Here is a 20641-nt window from a genome sequence, read left to right on the forward strand (position 1 = left end):
CGATCAATTTAAAATCAGAAATAATTATGCAAAATCTTTTAATGGTTTTAAAACCAGAATATTAAGTAAAATAACAGCATTAACATTTATCCAACTTGTAAACGTATTTGTCTTTAAAAGAAATATGAACAATATTAAAATCTCAATAATTTAATAATGCACTACGGGTTAACTTAACAAAAATCTATCATGAGCAGAAATACCTTTCTAATAGCGACAGTAACAGCAGTTACTCTTGCACCGGTCACCCAATCCTGCGTCGCTTTGGCCACATCTAGTGTTGGTTTAGCAGTTTTAAAATCAATATTATTAGGTGGAATTACGAAGGGACTTAATATCTTCAGTAATAAAGACAGTTTTCTGGCGAATCAGTTGATCGATGCTGCAATGCCACAGCAATTAAAAGATGTTAACAGCACTTTACAAAAACTGGGATTAAGCAATTTAGTTCAAAAAGAGAAAGATTATATCGCACAGGCGGCGCAGTTCACCGTTGATACTTCAAGACCAATCTTAGTGAATGCAGTGAATAATCTTACGACGGAAGATGCAGTGAGAATCGCTCAAGGCGGAACCGGTGTTGCGACGCAGATCCTTAAAGAAAGAACTTCGCAACAATTGATGGCTGCCATCGCACCAAAGGTTGATGCGAAACTGAACGAATTTGGAATTGTGAAAACTTTGAACGCAGCACTTGGAAGTTCCAACATTTTAGGAAATCTTTTTGGCGGACAGAATTCTACAAGTGCAGTAACTGGGGGAATAAGCAGATTTGCTTCAGAACAAATGGTGAACGGACTATTCAGTATCATTCAAAACCATGAGCAACAAAATAAAAGCGCAATTATGAATTCACTGACGGGGATGAAATAATTCGTTTTAATTTAATTATATTTGAATTCCGAGTATTTCGGAATTTTTTCATTGTAAAAACCTACAAAATGGACAATTTAGAAAGTGAAAAAGGAGGTAAAAACCCCGAGGAATTTTACGCTTCGCTGAAAGAAAAACTGGAAGGAACTCATAATTTCCCCGAGGATTATCTCTATAAATTTATCATTACCAATGAAGAGGCAAAAATAACTGAGATATACCGTGCTTTCGACGATGTGAAATTCACATTGACAACGCGAGACAGTAAAAACGGCAAGTACACCTCTATCAGTATAAGTGCTTTCGTTTTAGATGCAGATCAGGTCATCAGAATTTATAAAGAAGTTGGTAAAATTCCAGGCGTAATAATGCTTTAGTCAAAAAAATAAATGAATATTTTAATTACCGGCGGAACTGGATTGATCGGAAAACCCTTGGTTGAAAAACTGAGACAAAAAGGTCATGAAGTAAGAGTTATAACCCGCAAAAAATCTGATGATCCAAACGAATTTTACTGGAATCTTGAAGATGGGTTCATCAATGAAAACGCTTTCAAAGATTTAGATTCGATCATACATTTGGCGGGTGCAACGATCAGCGAAAGGTGGTCAGATGATTATAAGAAAGAACTTTTTACAAGCAGGATCGATACTGCAAACCTTTTAAAAGAATATTGCATTGCAAATAATGTTCATCTAAAATCATTCATTTCAGCGTCTGGAATCAATTATTACGGAACTTTCACTTCTGATCAGATTTTAAACGAAAATTCCGGCATTGTACATCCAGATTTTCTGGCCACTCTTTGCGAAGACTGGGAAAAAGCAGCGTATCATTTTTCAGATATTTCCGATCGGATCGTATGCTTGCGAACATCAGTTGTTCTGGCAAAAGACGGCGGAGCTTTCCCTCTTCTTAAAAAAACAGTGGATCTAAATATCGGCTCAGGAGTTGGAACTGGAAACCAATGGATGAACTGGATCCATATTGACGATCTGGTTGACCTGTATGTTTTTGCCCTGGAAAATTCAGAACTTAAGGGTGATTTCAACGCTGTTGCAGATGAGTTACCGACGAACAAGATGTTTATGAAAAAGTTAGCAAAGATCTCCGGCAAATTTTTCCTTCCTATTAATGTTCCTGCTTTTATGTTAAAACAGATTTTTGGCGAAATGAGTTCTATTATTTTGGAAGGAACGCGTGCTTCAAACGAAAAAATCAAATCGCAGGGATTTGATTTTAAATATAGTGAGCTTGGAAAAGCCTTTAAAGATTTAGTATAAAGTTTGCGTTCGAGCTTCTTAATTATCAATAAAATATTTCACATTTTCAATAGGTCTTCCAACCATTGCAACTTCTCCTTTGATTAAAATTGGTCTTTGAATTAAAGATGGATTTTCAACCAACACATCAATCCATTCGTCTTCTGAAAGCGTTTGATTTGCAAATTTCTCCTTAAATAAAGGTTCACTTTTACGGATAAGTTCTTCTGCAGACATGTGAAGTTTCTTCAAAACCGTTTTCATTTCTACAACCGTTAAAGGATGCTCTATAAAATCAATGATCTCAAAAGCAACATTGTTCTCATCTAAATGTTCCAAAATAGCACGGGACTTGGAGCATGAATTATTGTGAAGTACTTTTATCATGGCATTTAGATTAAAGGTGAATAAATAGAAATGAGCAAATAAGAATTGTTCACTTAAAACAATCCATGCAATTCAGTTTCGATCCGTTCCAAAATTAAACCGAAATCTTCGGGTCTTTCTACAAAATCTAAATCATCAACCTCGATGATCAGAAGCTTTCCTTCTTTATAAGTAGAGATCCATTTTTCGTATTTCTGATTCAGTTTTGAAAGGTACTCAATACTGATCGTCGCTTCATATTCACGACCTCTTTTGTAGATCTTCTTAACCAAATTTGGAACGTCGGATTTCAGATAGATCAGCAAATCCGGTGCCGAAACAAAACTCTTCATCAAATTAAAAACAGAGGAATAATTGTTGAAATCGCGATCTGTCAAAAGATTCATATCATTCAGATTCTCTGCAAAAATGTGCGCATCTTCATAGATAGTTCTGTCCTGAATAATGTTTTTTCCACTATCGCGAATCTCTTTCACCTGCTGAAAACGGCTTCCCAGAAAGTAAATTTGAAGTGCAAAACTCCATTTACCCATATCGGCATAAAAATCTTCCAGATAGGGATTATGATCTACGTCCTCAAATTGCGCATCCCAACCATAATGTTTTGATAACATGGTAGTTAAAGTTGTTTTTCCGGCGCCAATATTTCCTGTAACAGCAATGTGCATTTCCTAAGTTTAATTGATGATTAATGATTAAATATGTCTCTTAATCCCTTTGAATAAATGATTTCCATCAATTATTTCTTCTGAATTAGGGTTTGTAAAGATAAAGTTTGTTGTCTTTGATAACAAAATAAGCTGCAGAGTTTTTATCCACAATCTGCGAATATTGCGAAGAAAAAATCGTCTTTAAAGTAAAATCCTCAAATTTCTGAACTGAATTTTCGCTCATGATTAGAATATTTTGATTTTCGCGCCGAAGTCTTCTTCCATTTTTGAATGATTGCTCAATAATTTTTTCAGCTTTAAAATTATAAACAGAAAACTGGTTTCGTCCTAGAAAATAGACCTTACTTTCAAATACCAAGAAGTCAGTCAGATCTTCAAAATTTATATCGAAAGGAAAAGAATTAACGATCTTATTATCCCGGAAATTATACTGAATAAGCCGTTTCATACTTTCATCAAGGAGCCAAAGTTGCTGCAGATCTTCGGCGTAAACCATTCTGATAAATCCGAATTTCTGTCGAAAATTGACGGTTTGAATTTCATTCAGGTTTTGATCAAAGAATTTCAATTCCTGCGCATTCTCAGAGAAAGACGGAATATTCAACGGATTCTGAACGGACTGAATTTTAAAGGGCAGCGTCAACATTAATTTCCCTTTCTGATTTCCGAGAGAATCGTATTTGGTAAAGCTGAAATCTTTGTTTTTATAGAGATAAATATTTCCGTAATCATCAGCAAATAAATCCCGAACCTCTTTTAATTTCAAAGAATCGAATGCGAGATTTTTCTGCGCAGAAAGTGAGCAAATTAAAAATAGAAATATGATTTTACAAATTTTCAAATTTCAATTCTTAGCATTCAATTATTTAATCGCAACTTCATAAATTTTAGACCAATTTTTTCCCGTAATCAACATATTTTCTCCTTTAAAAGCGATTCCGTTTAATACATCATCATTTCCTGTGGTATTTTTTTTCGCAATTTCAGTGAAATCAAATTTACCGACAACTTCACCGTTGGCGGGATTAATTTTTAAGATAATGGGTTTTTGCCAAACATTTGCGTAAATAAATCCGTTATGATATTCCAGCTCATTTAGTTGATCGAAGGCCTCTGTATTTCCCGCAACAGCGATATAACGAACCATTTTGGAGGGATCCGAAGCATTTAGAAAATAAATATTTTTAGTTCCATCAGAAGCGACCAGATTTTTACCGTCATACGTTAAACCCCAACCTTCGCCCATGACATTAGGGTATGGAAATTCGCTGAGTAATTTCAAAGAATTTTTGTCGTAGATGAAACCTTTTTTATTTTGCCACGTCAACTGGTAAATTTTATCGCCAACTATTGCACAGCCTTCAGAAAAAATATCAGACGGTTGCTTCGTTTCAGCAATTGGAGTCGTACTTCCCAACGTATATTTCAAAATTCGGGATTCTCCTAGTTGCCCGTCAGATTCATAGATCGTATTGCCTTCGAGCTGAAAACCCTGAACAAAATTTTTGGGATCGTGTGGATATTCTTTTATGATATCATAGTTCAACGTCGCTTCCGGATTTTTTGCAAACACATTGATCGTTGCATCCTGATTTAGCGTTTCACCACCTTTTTTCTTGATGATAAACGTAACCGCATTATCGCCTAATGTGAAAAATTTCGGATCAACAACCAAACTTGACGTTTCTTTATCCCCAAAACTGATGGAAACACTTTCTGCATTACTGGTTACTTCTTTCGGTAAATTGAGTGGGTCACCAAAATGATAACCTTTAGATTCCATCGAAGTATTGTAATCATTTAAAGTATTGAGAATTTCCTTGTCTTTGTTACATGAAATTAAAAAAGCAAAGGCTAGAATTGGTATGATCGTTCTAAGTTTCATTAAAGTAATTTTGCCAAAAATACTGATTTTTAACGACACAAATAAAGGAAAACCTATGTTTCCAAAATTTAATAATGCAAATAATAATTATCTTTGTTTCTCTTACTTTATTACTATGAAAAAATTCGCACTCTTTCTAATTTTACTTTCCGGCATTTCCCCTGCCCAAAATTTTACCAAACAGGATTCTCTAAAAGGTTCTGACACTCAATTCAGAAATTTCTGGGATGTAAAAAAATACGAAATTACGGTTGAACCGAACTTTGAGGAGAAATCGGTTTCAGGCACCAATAAAATTACTTTTGAAATTACGAAAGATGTTACTGATCCTGTTTTCCAGATCGATCTGCAACAACCGATGAATTATAAGATCATTAATTCTAACGAAAAACTATGCACTTCAAAAAGAGATGGCGATTTTATTTTTATTGAAACTAAAAGAAATTACAAGAAGGGCGAAACACATTCTTTCACCATTCAGTTTTTCGGAAATCCTACGATTGCAAAAAATGCTCCGTGGGATGGAGGTTGGGTTTTCACAAAAGATAAAAATAATAATCCCTGGATTTCTGTAGCACAGGAAGGAATAGGTGCGTCGGTTTGGCTCCCTACTAAAGATATTTGGAGCGATGAACCTGACAATGGAATGATCATGAAAATCATTACGCCAAAAGATCTGGTCGGTGTAGGAAACGGAAGATTGATCTCTCAAACAACAGAAAATAATAAAAACATTTTCACCTGGGAAGTCAAAAACCCCATTAACACCTACTCTATCATTCCTAACGTCGGGAAATATGTAAATTTTAAAGAAACGTACAATGGTGAGAAAGGAAAGCTCGATCTGGATTATTGGGTACTGGATTATAATCTGGAGAAAGCAAAAAAGCAATTTGCACAGGTTAAACCGATGATGAAAGCTTTTGAGCATTGGTTTGGACCTTATCCTTTTTACGAAGATTCTTATAAATTGGTAGAAAGTCCTTATTTGGGAATGGAGCACCAAAGTTCTGTAGCCTATGGAAATCATTTTGAAAATGGATATTTGGGACGCGATCTGTCCGGAACCGGAGTTGGTTTAAACTGGGATTTCATCATTATTCACGAAAGCGGCCACGAATGGTTTGCGAATAATATCACGGCAAAAGATCAAGCCGACATGTGGATTCATGAAAGTTTTACGAATTACTCGGAAACGCTCTTTGTTGAAGATTATATGGATAAAAAATCCGCAGAAAAATATGTCATCGGAATCCGAAAAAACATTCGAAATGACTCACCAATTATTGGGAAATACGGCGTAAGAAACGAAGGAAGCAGCGATATGTATTATAAAGGTGCAAACATGATTCACACGATTCGCCAGGTTATTAATAATGATGAGAAGTTCAGACAAATTTTACGGGGTTTAAATAAAGATTTTTACCACCAAACAGTGACTACGAAACAAGTCGAAGATTATATTTCTAAAAAATCGGGGATTGATTTTTCTTCCGTTTTTAATCAATATTTAAGAACAACAAAAATTCCAACTTTAGAATATTCTCAAATTGGAAATATTTTTAAATTCCGTTATACCAATATTGTTATGAATTTAAAATTACCAATTAGGATTAATGGAACGCAGAAAATCTCACCGACAGAAAAATGGCAGACTGTGAAATTGAATTCGAGTAAACCGGTGCAATTTGATGAGAATTATTACATCAATTACAAGAACCAAACCTAAAAATCACAAGAAATTTAATTTTAAAATATTCTCATAAAAGAAACGCCACTTCTCTTGGAAATGACATTTTTTATTTAAAATAAATCTATTTACAATTTAAAACATCAGAAACCATTAATCTCTGACTTCCAGTATTTGCGGGAACTGCGACATCATCTGACGGAATAAAAGTAGTATTGGTTATCGTATTTGGAACATAAATTTTTACCGTCATTTCCCGATAACCATGAGGTTGGTAAGAAACATAGTATCCTTTGGGATGAAGTCCCCATGTTCCATACGAAATTTCAGAAGTTTGGGGATTTACCCCGCCGAGCATTGCCAAACGTTCCAGATCTGCATAATTTGAGGAAGACGAACTAAAGAAATTTCGGATCTTGTTCTCCGCGTCTAAAGCCACCTGAACCGGTTGTGGTAGATTACTTTTTGCTTTAGACATTAAATTATCAGGAACAAAATCGAGTCCCATTTTCGATAATTGAAACAATTCACTTTTAGTAAGAAGTGTTGCAGCAGCGAGTTGCAGATCCGGACTCATATTTTTGAAACTGGATTTCGCGATTACTCCCCAAACCAAAGCTTGTACTGTCTGTTGCGGAATTTCCTGATGTAAATACCAGTTTTTTACGAGGGAATTTATAATTTCTTTCTTTGGACCTTTCACGGGAGCATATAAATAGCCGTCACCTTTACTCGGTGCGTGAGTTCCGGCTTTCAAACAAAAACTCTTTAGATTAAGCGTATAATATCCCGGTTTTAAGGCGTAACCTGAACTTTGAGAAAATTGAGTACTGCAAAGATTGGTGTACTTTTCGTTTTTTCCGAAGTCGGCATTTTTTACGTCTGTTTTGTTGCAATCTTTAAAATTAGTGGTAATTGCTTCAGTTGTTAAATTTCCGATGAGCTTCTCTCCTACCACTGATGTGGCTTTTTCTTTAACTTTATCTTTTAAGAAATCGATAATTTGGGCATTCGCTGCAAAAATAAAAAGCAGCGAAAAAGTGACTAGAATTTTTTTCATGATATTGGTTTTATTGAGTGTACTAAATTAAACAATAAATCCTGAAAAAATTTGAAATTTCTACCGTGTTTTAACCCAATTATCTTTGTCTCAATACCTTAATAGCAACTTAAGAATTTTTAATGATAATTCGAAAAGTGCTTCCTTTTCCAACTTCGGTCTGCGCAATTTTAATATCTCCGTTGTGATATTCTTTTATAACTCTTTTTGCCAAAGACAGTCCTAAACCCCAACCACGTTTTTTTGTAGAATATCCAGGCTTGAAAGCATTTCTGGATTGATAATTCGTCATTCCCGCACCGGAGTCTTTGAAATCAATGACCGTATACTTATTTTTTTCGTAAAGTTCAATTTCTAATCTCCCTTCTCCTTTCATAGAATCGACCGCATTTTTTACAATATTTTCCATGACCCAACTGAGGAGAATTCGGTTATGTGGAACCAAAATTTCCTGCTTCGGCAATATCAACCTGAAAATCACTTTTTTTGAAATTCTGGACTTCAAATAATCGTAATTCTGCTGTAAAGTTTCATTGATGTTTAAATCTTTAAGTTCCGGGACTGATCCAATTTTAGAGAATCTTTCAGAAATTGTTTTAAGTCGGTTGATGTCGTTTTCAATTTCTTTCACGCCTTCACTGTTTTCATTTTCCATGCGTAATATTGTGATCCAGCCGATCATTGAAGAAAGCGGTGTTCCGATCTGATGCGCTGTTTCCTTTGCCAAACCTGCCCAAACATAACCTTCATCGGTTTTTTTAATGGTTCGTAAAAACCAAAAGGAGAAGAAAATATACGCCAGGATCAGTAATCCTAAAATATAGGGAGAATAACGTAAATTATTGAGCAGATTAGAGTTGGTGTAAAAAACATATTGATTATTTCCATCAGGCATTTGAAGTTCGATCGGACGGTAAGAACCTTCCATTTTTCGAAGCAATGCCAACATCTTCTTCGGATCTTGCTGTATTTTTTCCGGAATATTTTTTTGGAAATCAGGACCAATTGGAATTTTATTTTTGTCGGTCACGATCACAGGAATCGTATTATTCGTTTTACTGATTTGCAATAATAAATCCAGTGCAATAGGATCTTCAATGATTTCTTCCTGCTGATATTTGATGGCAGTTGCAAAAAGTTCTATTCTTTTAATTTCCTCTTTTCGTAAATAATCGATCAATACAATTGATGCAATTACTACTCCTGCAACCGCCGAAGTCAATAAGATGTAAATGACCCAATTATTTATTTTAGTAAAAAAACTTCTGCGTTTCATTGATTATTTTTCTGGAATTATTTCAAAACATTTAAAACTTTATACAATGCATCACTTATATTTCCACCCTGATAATTATTGATAATGATTGCAAAAACATATTTTTTCCCGTCGCTGGATTTATGATATCCTGCAAAAGATTTGGTATCTTTCATGGTTCCGCTTTTCATTTTCATCCCATTTCCCTGTGTTGGGAAACCCTCAAAAAATTCATTGAACCAGGATTGTTTTTTGCTCCAAACCAAAGACTGAACTTCAGCTCTCGCAGAAACATAATTTTGAGGGGAAAGTCCGCTTCCATCAGCAAAATTGATCATCGCAGGATTAATTCCTTTGCTTTTCCAAAATTCTTTTAGATAAGATACTCCGGCTTCGAAACTGCCTTCATTTTTCTTTTCCTTTCCTAAAGTTTTAATCAAAGTTTCTCCATAGAAATTAATACTTTTACGCATAAACCAAAAGATAATTTTATCTAAGGTTGGCGATTTGTATTCCATAATAATATTATTTTTAGGAGCATTTGATATCTTTTCGCCTTTTATTTCCTGCATCGAAGTGGAAGTAATATTTCCTTTAAAATCAATTCCATTTTCTTTTAACCACGATTGAATTTCAGTACCAAAAGCAAGCGGCGGATTTGGTGTTGCGCCAGAAACAGTGATGTTTTTTGCAGGTAAAGTTCCATTGATATATGCTACATCAGAATATGGCGCTGTATAAATTAAACTCTGATCAGAACTTCCGCCAGTCTTTGAATTATTGACCCATTTTACATTGGGTAAATCTAAATTAAAGCCTTTCATTTCCTTACCATTCATATTGATATCAAACTGATTTTCACGCCAGTTCACTCCAAAAACTCCCGCTCCATAATAATTGCCCATATCGTTCCATGGCCAACCTCCGGGCGTACTTTGAAAGTCAAAATAAGAATCATCAATTATCAAATCCCCAGAAATTTTAGAAATATTTTTCTCTTTTAAAGCAGCAATTAATTTTTGCTTAAAGTTTTCAGGTTTGTAACCTTCGTAGCGCCAACTTCCTAAAGTAGGATCTCCATTAGATTTAATGTAAAGATTACCAGATAAATTCCCGCCATTAATGGAGCCGGAATAAGAGGAAGTTGTCGTAAACTGATAATTTTTCCCTAAAGTTTCTAAAGTTGCGGCTGCGGTAAAAATCTTCTGCGTCGAAGCCGTTGATAATCCTTGATTTCCCTGATATTCGTAAATAAAATTTCCATTTTCATCAGCGATATAAACTGAAAGATTAGCAGAATAAGCGGGTGAAGTATTGAGTAAATTTTTGGTGGCAACATCTAACTTCTGCGCCAAATTTTGAGCGAAAAGAACTTTTGAAGAAAGTAAAAGGAGAGCAACAAATTTGTACATCGAACTTTTTGATTTCAAATATAACGAAATAAAATTTTTAATAATGAAAATGAACCGCAACTCAATTATATTATTATTGAGATAAAACTTTAAACCGCTCCAAAAACTTGTTTATATGACATTATTTTCGTAAACTTTGTAAAGAAACTATAATCAAAAACCGAAATTATGTCTTCAATCATCACAGGCTTATTTCACAGCCAAGAACAGTCTGCAAAAATAGCTGCAGATTTAGAAAGTGCAGGTTTCAATGATTCAACTTTCATTATGTACCTGCATGAGAAACCAATTTCCAAAGAAATTAAAACATCGATCTGGCGTTCTTTTTTCCATGATAAGACCCAATTGGAAGACGACAGTTTAGTTGTAAGTGTAAAAGTTACATCGCCGATGGAGGAAGAAAAAGTAACTGAAATCTTCAAGAAAAATGAGGTTCGCCATCAAAATTATTTAGAAAATGTTACAATGAAAGATGCGCAGTCGTTGGGATATTTAAAAAAAATTGCGGCCATTCGTGCCAAAGCGTTAATCTATTCTTCACCTGACATTAACCATCATGGCAAATTGTTAGGTATCAATTCCGAAGTTTTATTTGGAAAAAATTCATAAGTAAAAAGCTGATTCTCATTATTACAGAAATATTTTCTGTTTTAACTTCCAAAACATCAATTAGAAAGAAAAAACCCTTCAAAAATTTGAAGGGTTCTTAATTAATATACTTTTTAGAAATTATCAGTCATTATTGTTTGATTACTTTATTGGTAACCACTTTACCGTTAACAAGTGCTTTTACCAGGTAAACGCCTTTTGCTAAAGATGACATATTAATTTCTGATTTATCAGCTTTTGGTGAAAAACTCATTACTTTTTGTCCAACCAAATTATAAACTTCTACATTTTCTATTTTACCAGAAGCTGTAATATTTAAAATTCCTGTAGTTGGATTCGGATAATAACTGAATTTACTTCCATTCACATTATCTACTGCTAAACTTGCACAAGTGATCGTTGCAGACCAACCTGCTTTTGGCAAACTTGAATCTGAACGGAATCTTACGGTCAATTGTCCGGTTGGATCAGTTGAAGTGAAAGAATCTCCGACAAGCAATGAACTTGCAGGAACAGATGGAGGTCCGCTTGTTTCACCGCATTTTACAGCTGCTAAAACAGCAGAGTTAATCGTTGGTCCATTGTAGAATGATAAATAATCCCAACATCCTCCAACAGTTCCAGTACCAGAAGATTTTTCTATTTCAACCTGCGTGAAAGTTATTTTAACACCTTGTCCCGCTGTTGTTGGTGCAAAATGATAAATAATATCTTCACTGTTAGAATAATCTCCATTAGCGCCTCCAGAATCAAGGAAGGTATCACCACATGTTAGTGGCGGAACAAGAGGAGCATTCGGTAGCGTATCAGCAATCGTAAACGTAGTTAATTCATTAGCAGCAGTATCTCCCACCAAAGTTGCGATACCAGTCGTAGTATTTACGGTATAGAGATTACTTAGTTGGCTGCTTAAAAACGCTGACATATAAAGAACATTGTTTGAGATATTAAAATCAGCATCCTGAGCGTACTGAATATCTATTCCTAAACTTCCTACTTCCGTCGCAACAGCAGTTGTTAGATTAAGAGAATATAATTTATCTGTTAAAACATCTGCAATGTAAGCAAGACCCGCGTTATCAATTTCTAACCATATTGGTGCAAGTGAACCTGCGATTGTTCCGACAACCGTAAGTGTACCCGTTGCTAAATCTACGGTGTAAAGTGTGGCTGCTGTATTGTTGAGTGACGTCGCGTACATTTTATTGTTTGCACGGTTCCAGGATAATCCTGTTACTCCGTCACCTACTAGTAAATTGGTAAGTGGTCCAACTGCTTGAATTGTTCCATCATTGAAAATTTTAACCAACTTAAGCGCGCCATAATCCAGGGCATAAAGATTTCCATCTCCTGCCATATCATCAGCAAACAACTGGTTTGATAAAGGATTGATGGTAGTTAATGTATTCGGTGGAGTTAAAGGCATGGTACCAAAAACGACTGGAACATTTGGATTAGAGTTTTTAGTAAACGCTTTATCCAGAACTGGTTCCGTTGTATTTGCGATACTGAACATGGTATATTCAGCATTATCAGGCGTTGTATCTCCAACTAAAGTCGCAGCACCTGTTGTTGTATTAATGGTATAAATTCCACCAACGCCGCCTCCTGTGTAAGAAGCCGCATAAAGAACGTTTGTATCTTTATTAAAATCTGCATCCTGCGCAAATTGCATGTTAACTCCTAAAGCTCCAATTTCAGTCGCAGCTCCATTCGCTAAATTGATAGAATACAGTTTATCACTGGTAATATCTGCGGAGAAAGCATTTCCTGCATTATCAATTTCCAGCCATATCGGTGTTGTCATTCCTGTAATCGCACCAACTAAAGTTGCAGCTCCAGTGGTTAAATTAATGGTATATAACTCTCCTCCAGTTGCGCCAATTGCAATGGCGAACATTTTGCTTTTTGTACTATCCCAGGATAATCCAGATAAAGTAGAAGCAGCAGGAATAGGATTTACAAGACCTATATCGGTAGTAACTCCGGTATTATTTACAGAAATTAAATTTCTGCTTGCGTTATCCAAAGCATACAATTTTCCGTTACCAGCTATCTCATCCGCAAAAATTGCTCGAGGAAGTGGTATTGCTCCTGTAGGGGTTAATGTATTTGGTGGTGTAAGCGGCATCGTGCCAAAAGGTCGCGCTGCATTTCTTCCATTTAAAGCATACGCCTTATTTAAAAGTTTCTCACCAGATGCCGGAGAAGACCCTTTTGGAGTTTTGAGATTCTGAAGTTCATAAATTCGCAAAGTTTTTAATTCCTGCTGCGTAAAAAGATGCTCAGGAAAAGCAAGTGGTGAATCTCCCAAATTTTTGATCTTATTCAAAATGGGTTGTACTTCAGTTTGTGAAACTTTAACTTTTAAATCTTGCTCTGTAATTCCGTACGCATAAGTTTTAAGATTTCTGTTAGTGGCAGTTTGTTGAGATTTGTATGTTCTATACATAGCAAATTCTTCTTTAGATAATTTATCAAGCGGAATCGCCCCAGAAGGATTTTGTTTACCTAATGTTTCCAACTTGTCTAAAACAGGTTGAATTTGATCCGCCGAGATTTTCTGTTGAGAAAATGCCGAATTGGAGAGGAGAACCATCGAAATGATTGCTAAACCCGAGTAAATTTTCTTCATAGTATAAATGTTTGTAATTAGTAAGTCGAAATTAAGAATTTATTTTAAAAAACAGATGGTAAATTATTAAAAATTTAAAAATGTTTATATTTTACTATTTAATGAATTGCATTTACCCGATAAAACTTCAGTATCGACAAGCTTTCTAGATAAAATTAACATTATATTCATAATTATACTTTAGTCATTTATTGCTTTCTATTTTAAAATTATGACCATTTCTTTCCAGGATTAAAATTATCAATCGCATCATTTTCCAATTATTGATGTGCAGAAAATAGACATATTAGCAACTTTCATACTCGAAAATATTTTAAATTAATCCGAATAAAATCACTCAAATTTTCGTATTTTCGTGTCTTAATTGGCATTTTGAATGGTTTACGATTTAGAACAGGAAAACAAAGAAATACTCGCACGTTACAGAGATTTGATCTCGAATACCTATCGCGCTTTAGATGAGGAACAGAATAAACTCATCCGAAAAGCGTTTGATATTGCTTTGGATGCACACAAAGATCAGCGTAGAAAAACCGGCGAACCTTACATTTACCACCCAATCGAAGTTGCGAAAATAGTTGCCAACGAAATCGGCTTAGGTGCAACCTCAATTGCATGTGCCTTGTTACACGATGTAATCGAGGATTCAGATTATACTTATGAAGATCTCAATAAAATTTTTGGGAAAAAAATAGCAGATATTGTCAACGGACTCACCAAAATTTCGGTGATGAACCATCAGAATATATCAATTCAATCCGAAAACTACAGAAAACTTTTACTTACTCTTTCCGAAGATTTTCGCGTTATTTTAATAAAAATTGCAGATCGCCTTCATAACATGCGAACACTGGATAGTATGACGCCAGAAAAGCAGAAAAAAATTGCTTCAGAAACGGTTTATATTTACGCACCTCTTGCACACCGGCTCGGACTTTATAACATTAAATCAGAACTGGAGGATTTATCTTTAAAATTCAACAGTCCCGAAGTTTATATCGAAATTTCTGAAAAATTAGAACTCGCAGAAGAAAGCCGGGAAAAATATGTCGAAGAATTCAAAAAAGAAGTTTCAGAACAGCTGAACGAGGAAGGTCTGAATTTTACCATCAAAGGCAGAGCAAAAGCCATTTCTTCGATCTATAGAAAAATGCTGAAGCAAAGCGTTACTTTTGATGAAGTTTTCGATAATTACGCAATCCGAATTATTTATAAATCCGACGCAAAGAACGAGAAATTTCTCGCCTGGAAAATATATTCCATCGTTACAGATCTTTATCACAGCAATCCGCAAAGAATGCGCGACTGGATTTCGCAACCTCGATCTACAGGGTATGAAAGTCTGCATTTAACCGTTCTTGGTCCCGATAAAAAATGGATCGAAGTTCAAATTCGGTCCGATCGAATGGATGATATTGCAGAGAAAGGCGTTGCAGCTCACTTTAAATACAAAGAAGGTTTTCGCCAAAATTCAGATGAGAAAAATTTTGAAACCTGGGTCTCAGAGATCCGCGAGGTTTTAGAAAATCAGCAATCACTTTCCACGACAGAACTTTTAGATAATATAAAACTTAATCTTTATTCCAAAGAAGTTTTTGTTTTCACACCAAAAGGAGAAATTAAAATTTTACCGATTGGTTCTACGGCACTCGATTTTGCATTTTCTGTACACTCCGATCTGGGAATGAAATGTCTTGGCGCGAAAGTGAACGGAAAGTTGGTCCCGATATCCTATGTTCTGCAAAATGGCGATCAGATCGATATTTTGTCCTCTCAAAACCAAAAACCTAAAGTAGATTGGCTGGATTTTGTGGTAACTTCAAAAGCAAAATCAAAAATCAAAGCAGTTTTAAATTCCGAAAATAATCACCTGGTTGAACAAGGAAAAGAAATTTTGCAAAGAAAAATGCGTCATGCAAAATTGAATTTCAATGACGAGGAGATCAATAAGATGCAGAAATTTTTTGCGCTGAAAACTTCCCAGGAATTATTTTTAAGTTTCCAAAATGGAAATTTAGATACGGGTGATATTAAAAAATACACGGAAGGAAAAGGAATTTTTGGCAATATTTTAAATCGGTTCAGAAAGTCTCCCAACAAAAACGAACTTTTCATAGAAACTCCCGAAACCAATCTCGATATGATCGTTTTTGGGAAAGATGAGCAGAAAATGAATTACTCCTTTGCGAAATGCTGCACCGTAATTCCTGGAGACAAAATTTTCGGATTTATCACAATTTCAGATGGTATAAAAGTTCATCACGACAGTTGTCCAAATGCAATTAATCTTCGTGCGCAATACGATTACAGAGTTTTGCCCGCAAAATGGGTGAACGAAGAAAGTTTCAAAAACAGAATAAAATTTGAAATTGAAGGTCTAGACAGAATGGGAATGATCAATGATATCACCGCAGTCATCAGTAATTCGATGATCATGGATATGAAAAGCATGTCGATCGAATCTAACAACGGAATATTCTTGGGAACCATCACGCTCGAAGTGAAAAACAGAAGTCAGCTTGAAGAAACTTTTAAACAACTCAAAAATATCAATGGCGTTTCTCGTGTAAAACGTCTTTAAAAAAAGAAAAAAATTCAAGGTTATGACCAATTATTTTAGAAAATTCCTCCACAGTTCACAATCCTCCGGTATTGTATTAATTGTTTGTGTAGGCTTATCATTAATGATTGCTAATTCCTCGATGGGTGCTTCTTTTCAAGAATTATTAAATCAAAAAATTGGAACCGAAATTTTTCATCTTAATTATCCTTTAAGTATTTGGATTAATGATGGCTTAATGGCAATTTTCTTTCTGCTCGTCGGTTTAGAAATTAAACGGGAAATTGTCGAAGGGGAACTTTCTACCTTTAAAAGTGCTTCATTACCAATCGTCGCGGCGCTTGGTGGAATGGTTGTGCCTGCATTAATTTATTATGCCTTTAATTACAGGACAGATTACGCAAAAGGTTGGGCAATTCCCATGGCGACAGATATTGCTTTTTCTTTGGCGATAATTTCGATGTTGGGACGAAAAGTTCCGCTTTCTTTGAAAATATTTTTGGCAGCGCTTGCAATTGTTGATGATTTGGGAGCAATCGTGGTCATCGCAATTTTTTATACGGATCAAATTCACTGGAATTATCTGGCTTTAAGTGGTTTGATGGTGGCAATTTTAGCGATCTTAAATTTTCTCAATTTCAAAAAGCATATTTTTTATTTAATTCCAGGAATTTTTCTCTGGTATTTTATGCACCATTCTGGGATTCATGCTACGATTGCGGGAGTTTTGCTCGCATTTACAATTCCTACCAATATTTCGACAACCGAAATTTCACCACTCGAAAAACTGGAACAGAAGCTTCATATTCCGGTCAATTTTCTGATCATGCCACTTTTTGCACTTGCAAATACCAATATTAAATTTAAAGAAGGAATGGTTGATGGGTTATTCAGCAATTTCGGTTACGGAGTTATCTTAGGATTAATTTTAGGTAAAATAATAGGAATTAATTTATTTTCGTGGATTTTCATTAAATTAAAAATATCCAGTTTGCCCGATAAAAGTTCCTGGAGTCAAATGTTGGGAGCCGGACTTTTGGCCGGAATTGGCTTTACAATGTCAATTTTCATCGCTTTACTTTCCTTTAAAAATCATCCCGAAATTCAGGATGAAGCGAAATTTGCGATTCTTGTTGCTTCCATTATTGCAGGAATTTCCGGATATTCTTTGTTAAAGTTTGTCGGAAAAAGAAGATTAAACAGAGAATAAACGTGATTGCAATTCTTCGAAACTTTTGAAATAATAATTCTCAAAATCTGATGGTTATTTTATAAGGACAAAGCGGGGTTTACCATCTTCAATCTAAATCAGGAAGAACTTTAGAATCGTATTCCAAATTATTCGATTTCATCTCATCTGTAATCATTTTTTCTACCCGCACTTTCTTAATTGCAATGTTCAATTCATTCCCCAGAAGAATTAAAATAATATTGACATTTACCCAAACCATCACCAAAATAATGGAACCGATGGAACCGTAAAGCACATTATATTTCGCAAAATCTTTTACATAAATCGCAAAGAAATACGTCAACAACATAAATAGCACAGTAGTTAAAATTGCTCCGGGCATCGCCTGTTTGAATGTAGTGATCTTCAAACAACCCACCCAATAAAAAAGAGCAAGCAAAATAAAATAGAAAATTGGGAACGAAATAAATCCAATGATTTTCGCCATATTATCTACCAACCAGGAAATATTTATTTGTGGCGTGAAGAGTTTCAGAACAACTTCACTGTAATATATTCCCAACAATGAAGCGATTATCAAAAATATAAAAGCAATCGTAATACCGAACGCAACGAAATATTCTTTCACAACGCCGCGTTGTAAATTGGTATTCAGATTAAACCCATTAATTAAAGAATGTGTCCCATTTACTGCAAAAACCATCGCAAAAATAATGGTCAGATTGCTAATATTTTTCATATTTGGAATAATAAAATCCTTGATATAACCAGTTACATCATTTTGAATATGCGACGGAAAGACATTGTGCATTAAAACCTCGAAAATATAGAATTGAAGCTTGTCGTAGTGAGGCAAATAGGGCAAAAGCGAAAGTAAAAAAAGAATAAACGGAAATAAACTCAAAAAGAAACTCCAGGAAATACTTGCGGCGATTCTACCAATCTGCATTTTAAAAACACCTTGTCCATAAATTTCGAACATTTCCCAAAGCGATATCCCTAAAAAAGGAATATGAATATCATTAAGAAATCCATGTATTTTGAGAAGGAATTTAGGAGTTTTCAGACCCATTAATCTATATTTGCAACACAAAGATAACAAATGAGAATCAATTTAGTATGTATTGGTAAAACCGATGATAAGGAAATTCAAAATCTCATTAAATATTACCAAAATCGTTTGCCGAAACACTGGAATTTTGATCTGACAGAAATCGCCGACGTGAAAAATGCAAAGAATCTTTCACCAGAATTATTAAAAAAAGAAGAAGGAAAATTGTTCTTAAATCAAAGCGAAAATTCAGATTTTATTGTTCTTCTGGATGAAAAAGGAAAACAGTTTACGAGTCGCGAATTTTCTGCTAAAATCGATCACTGGATGAACTCTTCCGTAAAAAAGCTTTCTTTCTTTATTGGCGGTGCTTATGGTTTTTCAGAGGAAATTTACGAACGAGCCAATGAAAAAATTTCACTTTCAAAAATGACCTTTACGCATCAGATGATCCGTTTATTTTTTGTGGAACAATTGTATCGAGCAGATCAAATTCTTCAGGGAAAACCTTATCATAACGACTGAAATATAGTTGATAGTTGATAGTTTAAAATTTACCTATTTAATCTTTAAAATATTATCCGCAAACGAACAACTTTTTTAAGCAAAAAGAATACTACCACCCTCAAAGAGAATACTACCACCTGCAGAGAGAATACTACCACCCGCAAAGAGAATACTACCACCCGCAAAGAGAATACTACCACCCGCAAAGAGAATACTACCACCCGCAAAGAGAATACTACCACCCGCAAAGAGAATACTACCACCCGCAAAGTAAATACTACCATCCGCAAAGTAAATACTACCACACGCAAAGTAAATACTACCACACGCAAAGTAAATACTACCACACGCAAAATTGATACTATCACCTGCAAAAAGAAAACCTGCATCTCGAACCACGAAACTCGAAACCCGACACTTTTTTGTATTTTTGCGACATGACAAACGATTTATCTCTGCGAACAGTTACGGTGATGCGTTACATTTTGCCTTTGCGAGAAGGTGGCTCTCTTCCTGCGCTTGCCGAAGCTGATGACGATTTTAAATATGTTTTGAAATTTCGCGGCGCCGGACATGGCGTGAAAATGCTGATCTCCGAATTATTGGGTGGAATGATCGCCCTGAAATTAGGACTTCAAATTCCGGAACTCGTTTTCGCCAATCTGGATGTGGATTTTGGAAGAATGGAAGCCGACGAAGAAATTCAGGACTTGCTGAAATTTTCCGAAGGTTTGAATTTAGGTTTGCATTTTCTTTCCGGTGCGATCGCTTACGATTCTTCGATCAGAGTTGATGCACTACTCGCTTCGAAAATTGTTTGGTTAGATGCTTTTACTACAAATATTGACCGGACTTTCAAGAATACTAATCTTTTAATGTGGCACAAAGAATTATGGATCATCGATAACGGAGCTTCTTTTTATTTTCATCATTCCTGGCAAAATTTTGACGCTTCTGCAAAAACTCCATTCAAATATGTGAAAGACCATGTTTTGCTTTCACAAGCCAGTGAACTCATTCAAGCAGATCAATTTGCAAAAGAACATTTAAACGACGAATTTTTCCGCAGTTTAGTAAATCTAATTCCTGATGATTGGTTGCAGTGGAACGATGCCGATGAAAATCCGGAAGAAATTAGAGAAATATATTTTCAGTTCTTGAAAACACGATTAGCGAATTCAGAAATCTTTTTAAATGAAGCCCAAAATGCAAGAGGATAAATTATACGAATACGCTGTAATACGCTTGGTTCCAAAGGTGGAGAGAGAAGAATTTTTCAACATCGGTCTTGTTATGTTCTCGAAAAAAGAAAAATATATTCGAATTGAATTCAGTATTTGTCCGAAAAAATTTGAATTGATGCACAGCAAAATGGATTTCGAAGACATTCAGCAAAATCTGGAAAGTTTTGAAAAAGTTGCCAACGGTACAAAAGATGGCGGAGAAATTGCAAAACTTGACATTCCGGAAAGATTTCGATGGTTGACTGCAGTTAGAAGTTCAGTCGTACAAACTTCTCGACCACATCCGGGGAAAACGAAAGATTTGGATGGGACTTTTGAGAGACTTTTTAATGAACTAGTAAAATAAAA

At 35.1% G+C, this 20641-nt stretch carries 20 protein-coding genes and 1 pseudogene; 11 read left to right on the forward strand and 10 right to left on the reverse strand.

The genetic code is table 11. The features are described from left to right. The 4 genes and pseudogenes from OA86_RS16055 to OA86_RS13590 all read left to right on the forward strand — a co-directional run. Nucleotides 1-154: pseudogene (locus OA86_RS16055) on the forward strand (IS982 family transposase); the annotation flags it as partial. Between the two features lie 35 nt (nt 155-189). Then, nucleotides 190-873, forward strand: a complete 684-nt coding sequence (locus tag OA86_RS13580; protein WP_039354378.1) for a DUF4197 family protein — start codon at nt 190-192, stop codon at nt 871-873. A 68-nt stretch (nt 874-941) separates the two neighbouring features. Continuing rightward, nucleotides 942-1250, forward strand: a complete 309-nt coding sequence (locus OA86_RS13585) for a DUF493 family protein (RefSeq protein ID WP_039354379.1) — start codon at nt 942-944, stop codon at nt 1248-1250. A gap of 12 nt (nt 1251-1262) precedes the next feature. Further along, nucleotides 1263-2156 carry a TIGR01777 family oxidoreductase gene (locus OA86_RS13590; protein ID WP_039354380.1) on the forward strand — a complete coding sequence of 298 codons (894 nt, stop codon included), beginning with the start codon at nt 1263-1265 and terminating at the stop codon, nt 2154-2156. A gap of 18 nt (nt 2157-2174) precedes the next feature. On the opposite strand, the gene OA86_RS13595 is transcribed toward OA86_RS13590, so the two are convergent. The 4 genes from OA86_RS13595 to OA86_RS13610 all read right to left on the reverse strand — a co-directional run bounded on the left by OA86_RS13595 (nt 2175) and on the right by OA86_RS13610 (nt 5078). Continuing rightward, nucleotides 2175-2522 carry an ArsC/Spx/MgsR family protein gene (locus OA86_RS13595; RefSeq protein ID WP_039354381.1) on the reverse strand — a complete coding sequence of 116 codons (348 nt, stop codon included), beginning with the start codon at nt 2520-2522 and terminating at the stop codon, nt 2175-2177. A gap of 53 nt (nt 2523-2575) precedes the next feature. Beyond that, a complete protein-coding gene (locus OA86_RS13600) occupies nt 2576-3190 on the reverse strand; it encodes a deoxynucleoside kinase (protein WP_039354382.1) in 615 nt (204 codons plus the stop codon). A gap of 85 nt (nt 3191-3275) precedes the next feature. Beyond that, a complete protein-coding gene (locus OA86_RS13605; protein WP_039354383.1) occupies nt 3276-4034 on the reverse strand; it encodes a hypothetical protein in 759 nt (252 codons plus the stop codon). Between the two features lie 21 nt (nt 4035-4055). Then, nucleotides 4056-5078: a glutaminyl-peptide cyclotransferase gene (locus OA86_RS13610; protein WP_039354384.1), complete on the reverse strand. Its 1023-nt coding sequence runs from the start codon at nt 5076-5078 to the stop codon at nt 4056-4058. 115 nt (nt 5079-5193) lie between these two features. On the opposite strand from OA86_RS13610, the gene OA86_RS13615 reads away from it, so the two are divergent. Then, a complete protein-coding gene (locus OA86_RS13615; RefSeq protein WP_039354453.1) occupies nt 5194-6807 on the forward strand; it encodes a M1 family metallopeptidase in 1614 nt (537 codons plus the stop codon). Between the two features lie 85 nt (nt 6808-6892). Here OA86_RS13615 and OA86_RS13620 read toward each other — a convergent pair whose 3' ends face one another. The 3 genes from OA86_RS13620 to dacB form a co-directional block, all read right to left on the reverse strand. Then, the gene (locus tag OA86_RS13620) at nt 6893-7828 is read right to left on the reverse strand and encodes a hypothetical protein (protein ID WP_039354385.1); all 936 of its coding nucleotides are present in this window, start codon (nt 7826-7828) and stop codon (nt 6893-6895) included. Nucleotides 7829-7937: 109 nt separating this feature from the next. Continuing rightward, entirely contained in the window at nt 7938-9104 is a 1167-nt protein-coding gene (locus tag OA86_RS13625) for a sensor histidine kinase (protein ID WP_039354386.1), read from the reverse strand. A 17-nt stretch (nt 9105-9121) separates the two neighbouring features. Then, nucleotides 9122-10495, reverse strand: coding sequence for a D-alanyl-D-alanine carboxypeptidase/D-alanyl-D-alanine endopeptidase (gene dacB, locus OA86_RS13630; RefSeq protein WP_039354387.1), 1374 nt, complete (start codon nt 10493-10495; stop codon nt 9122-9124). A gap of 168 nt (nt 10496-10663) precedes the next feature. On the opposite strand from dacB, the gene OA86_RS13635 reads away from it, so the two are divergent. Continuing rightward, nucleotides 10664-11104 (forward strand): hypothetical protein, encoded by a 441-nt coding sequence (locus OA86_RS13635; RefSeq protein WP_039354388.1) that lies wholly within the window; start codon nt 10664-10666, stop codon nt 11102-11104. A 130-nt stretch (nt 11105-11234) separates the two neighbouring features. On the opposite strand, the gene OA86_RS13640 is transcribed toward OA86_RS13635, so the two are convergent. Further along, the gene (locus OA86_RS13640) at nt 11235-13739 is read right to left on the reverse strand and encodes a T9SS type A sorting domain-containing protein (protein WP_039354389.1); all 2505 of its coding nucleotides are present in this window, start codon (nt 13737-13739) and stop codon (nt 11235-11237) included. A gap of 376 nt (nt 13740-14115) precedes the next feature. Between OA86_RS13640 and OA86_RS13645 the strand changes: the two genes are divergently transcribed. Both OA86_RS13645 and nhaA read left to right on the forward strand, forming a co-directional pair. Beyond that, complete coding sequence (locus OA86_RS13645; protein ID WP_039354390.1) at nt 14116-16320, forward strand: RelA/SpoT family protein; 2205 nt, start codon at nt 14116-14118, stop codon at nt 16318-16320. Nucleotides 16321-16342: 22 nt separating this feature from the next. Then, on the forward strand, nt 16343-17509 hold the full coding sequence (gene nhaA, locus OA86_RS13650; protein WP_039354391.1) for a Na+/H+ antiporter NhaA: 1167 nt from the start codon (nt 16343-16345) through the stop codon (nt 17507-17509). 88 nt (nt 17510-17597) lie between these two features. Here the strand turns inward: nhaA and OA86_RS13655 are convergent, their stop codons facing one another. After that, entirely contained in the window at nt 17598-18563 is a 966-nt protein-coding gene (locus OA86_RS13655; RefSeq protein ID WP_039354392.1) for a YihY/virulence factor BrkB family protein, read from the reverse strand. A gap of 30 nt (nt 18564-18593) precedes the next feature. Here OA86_RS13655 and rlmH point away from each other — a divergent pair, with 30 nt between their 5' ends. Then, a complete protein-coding gene (rlmH, locus tag OA86_RS13660; protein ID WP_039354393.1) occupies nt 18594-19067 on the forward strand; it encodes a 23S rRNA (pseudouridine(1915)-N(3))-methyltransferase RlmH in 474 nt (157 codons plus the stop codon). A 75-nt stretch (nt 19068-19142) separates the two neighbouring features. Here rlmH and OA86_RS13665 read toward each other — a convergent pair whose 3' ends face one another. Beyond that, nucleotides 19143-19493, reverse strand: a complete 351-nt coding sequence (locus OA86_RS13665; RefSeq protein WP_126340438.1) for a hypothetical protein — start codon at nt 19491-19493, stop codon at nt 19143-19145. On the opposite strand from OA86_RS13665, the gene OA86_RS13670 reads away from it, so the two are divergent. Further along, nucleotides 19487-20269: a HipA family kinase gene (locus OA86_RS13670; protein ID WP_039354395.1), complete on the forward strand. Its 783-nt coding sequence runs from the start codon at nt 19487-19489 to the stop codon at nt 20267-20269. The two genes, OA86_RS13665 and OA86_RS13670, sit on opposite strands and share 7 nt — an antisense overlap. Further along, nucleotides 20256-20639, forward strand: a complete 384-nt coding sequence (locus OA86_RS13675; protein ID WP_039354396.1) for a DUF3037 domain-containing protein — start codon at nt 20256-20258, stop codon at nt 20637-20639. Before OA86_RS13670 ends, OA86_RS13675 begins: the two co-directional genes overlap by 14 nt. The last annotated feature ends 2 nt before the right edge of the window (nt 20640-20641 follow it).

The sequence above is a fragment of the Kaistella jeonii genome (assembly GCF_000812865.1).
In the GTDB taxonomy this organism is placed as follows: Bacteria; Bacteroidota; Bacteroidia; order Flavobacteriales; family Weeksellaceae; genus Kaistella; species Kaistella jeonii.

What these genes read in the sequence shown, in the direction of transcription:
- OA86_RS13670 (WP_039354395.1), top strand. Translation starts at nt 19,487, where the DNA reads ATGACAAACGATTTATCTCTGCGAACAGTTACGGTGATGCGTTACATT.
- nhaA (WP_039354391.1), top strand. Translation starts at nt 16,343, where the DNA reads ATGACCAATTATTTTAGAAAATTCCTCCACAGTTCACAATCCTCCGGT.
- OA86_RS13620 (WP_039354385.1), bottom strand. Translation starts at nt 7,828, where the DNA reads ATGAAAAAAATTCTAGTCACTTTTTCGCTGCTTTTTATTTTTGCAGCG.
- OA86_RS13615 (WP_039354453.1), top strand. Translation starts at nt 5,194, where the DNA reads ATGAAAAAATTCGCACTCTTTCTAATTTTACTTTCCGGCATTTCCCCT.
- OA86_RS13610 (WP_039354384.1), bottom strand. Translation starts at nt 5,078, where the DNA reads ATGAAACTTAGAACGATCATACCAATTCTAGCCTTTGCTTTTTTAATT.
- OA86_RS13625 (WP_039354386.1), bottom strand. Translation starts at nt 9,104, where the DNA reads ATGAAACGCAGAAGTTTTTTTACTAAAATAAATAATTGGGTCATTTAC.
- rlmH (WP_039354393.1), top strand. Translation starts at nt 18,594, where the DNA reads ATGAGAATCAATTTAGTATGTATTGGTAAAACCGATGATAAGGAAATT.
- OA86_RS13580 (WP_039354378.1), top strand. Translation starts at nt 190, where the DNA reads ATGAGCAGAAATACCTTTCTAATAGCGACAGTAACAGCAGTTACTCTT.
- OA86_RS13595 (WP_039354381.1), bottom strand. Translation starts at nt 2,522, where the DNA reads ATGATAAAAGTACTTCACAATAATTCATGCTCCAAGTCCCGTGCTATT.
- OA86_RS13590 (WP_039354380.1), top strand. Translation starts at nt 1,263, where the DNA reads ATGAATATTTTAATTACCGGCGGAACTGGATTGATCGGAAAACCCTTG.
- dacB (WP_039354387.1), bottom strand. Translation starts at nt 10,495, where the DNA reads ATGTACAAATTTGTTGCTCTCCTTTTACTTTCTTCAAAAGTTCTTTTC.
- OA86_RS13600 (WP_039354382.1), bottom strand. Translation starts at nt 3,190, where the DNA reads ATGCACATTGCTGTTACAGGAAATATTGGCGCCGGAAAAACAACTTTA.
- OA86_RS13640 (WP_039354389.1), bottom strand. Translation starts at nt 13,739, where the DNA reads ATGAAGAAAATTTACTCGGGTTTAGCAATCATTTCGATGGTTCTCCTC.
- OA86_RS13675 (WP_039354396.1), top strand. Translation starts at nt 20,256, where the DNA reads ATGCAAGAGGATAAATTATACGAATACGCTGTAATACGCTTGGTTCCA.
- OA86_RS13585 (WP_039354379.1), top strand. Translation starts at nt 942, where the DNA reads ATGGACAATTTAGAAAGTGAAAAAGGAGGTAAAAACCCCGAGGAATTT.
- OA86_RS13645 (WP_039354390.1), top strand. Translation starts at nt 14,116, where the DNA reads ATGGTTTACGATTTAGAACAGGAAAACAAAGAAATACTCGCACGTTAC.
- OA86_RS13655 (WP_039354392.1), bottom strand. Translation starts at nt 18,563, where the DNA reads ATGGGTCTGAAAACTCCTAAATTCCTTCTCAAAATACATGGATTTCTT.
- OA86_RS13635 (WP_039354388.1), top strand. Translation starts at nt 10,664, where the DNA reads ATGTCTTCAATCATCACAGGCTTATTTCACAGCCAAGAACAGTCTGCA.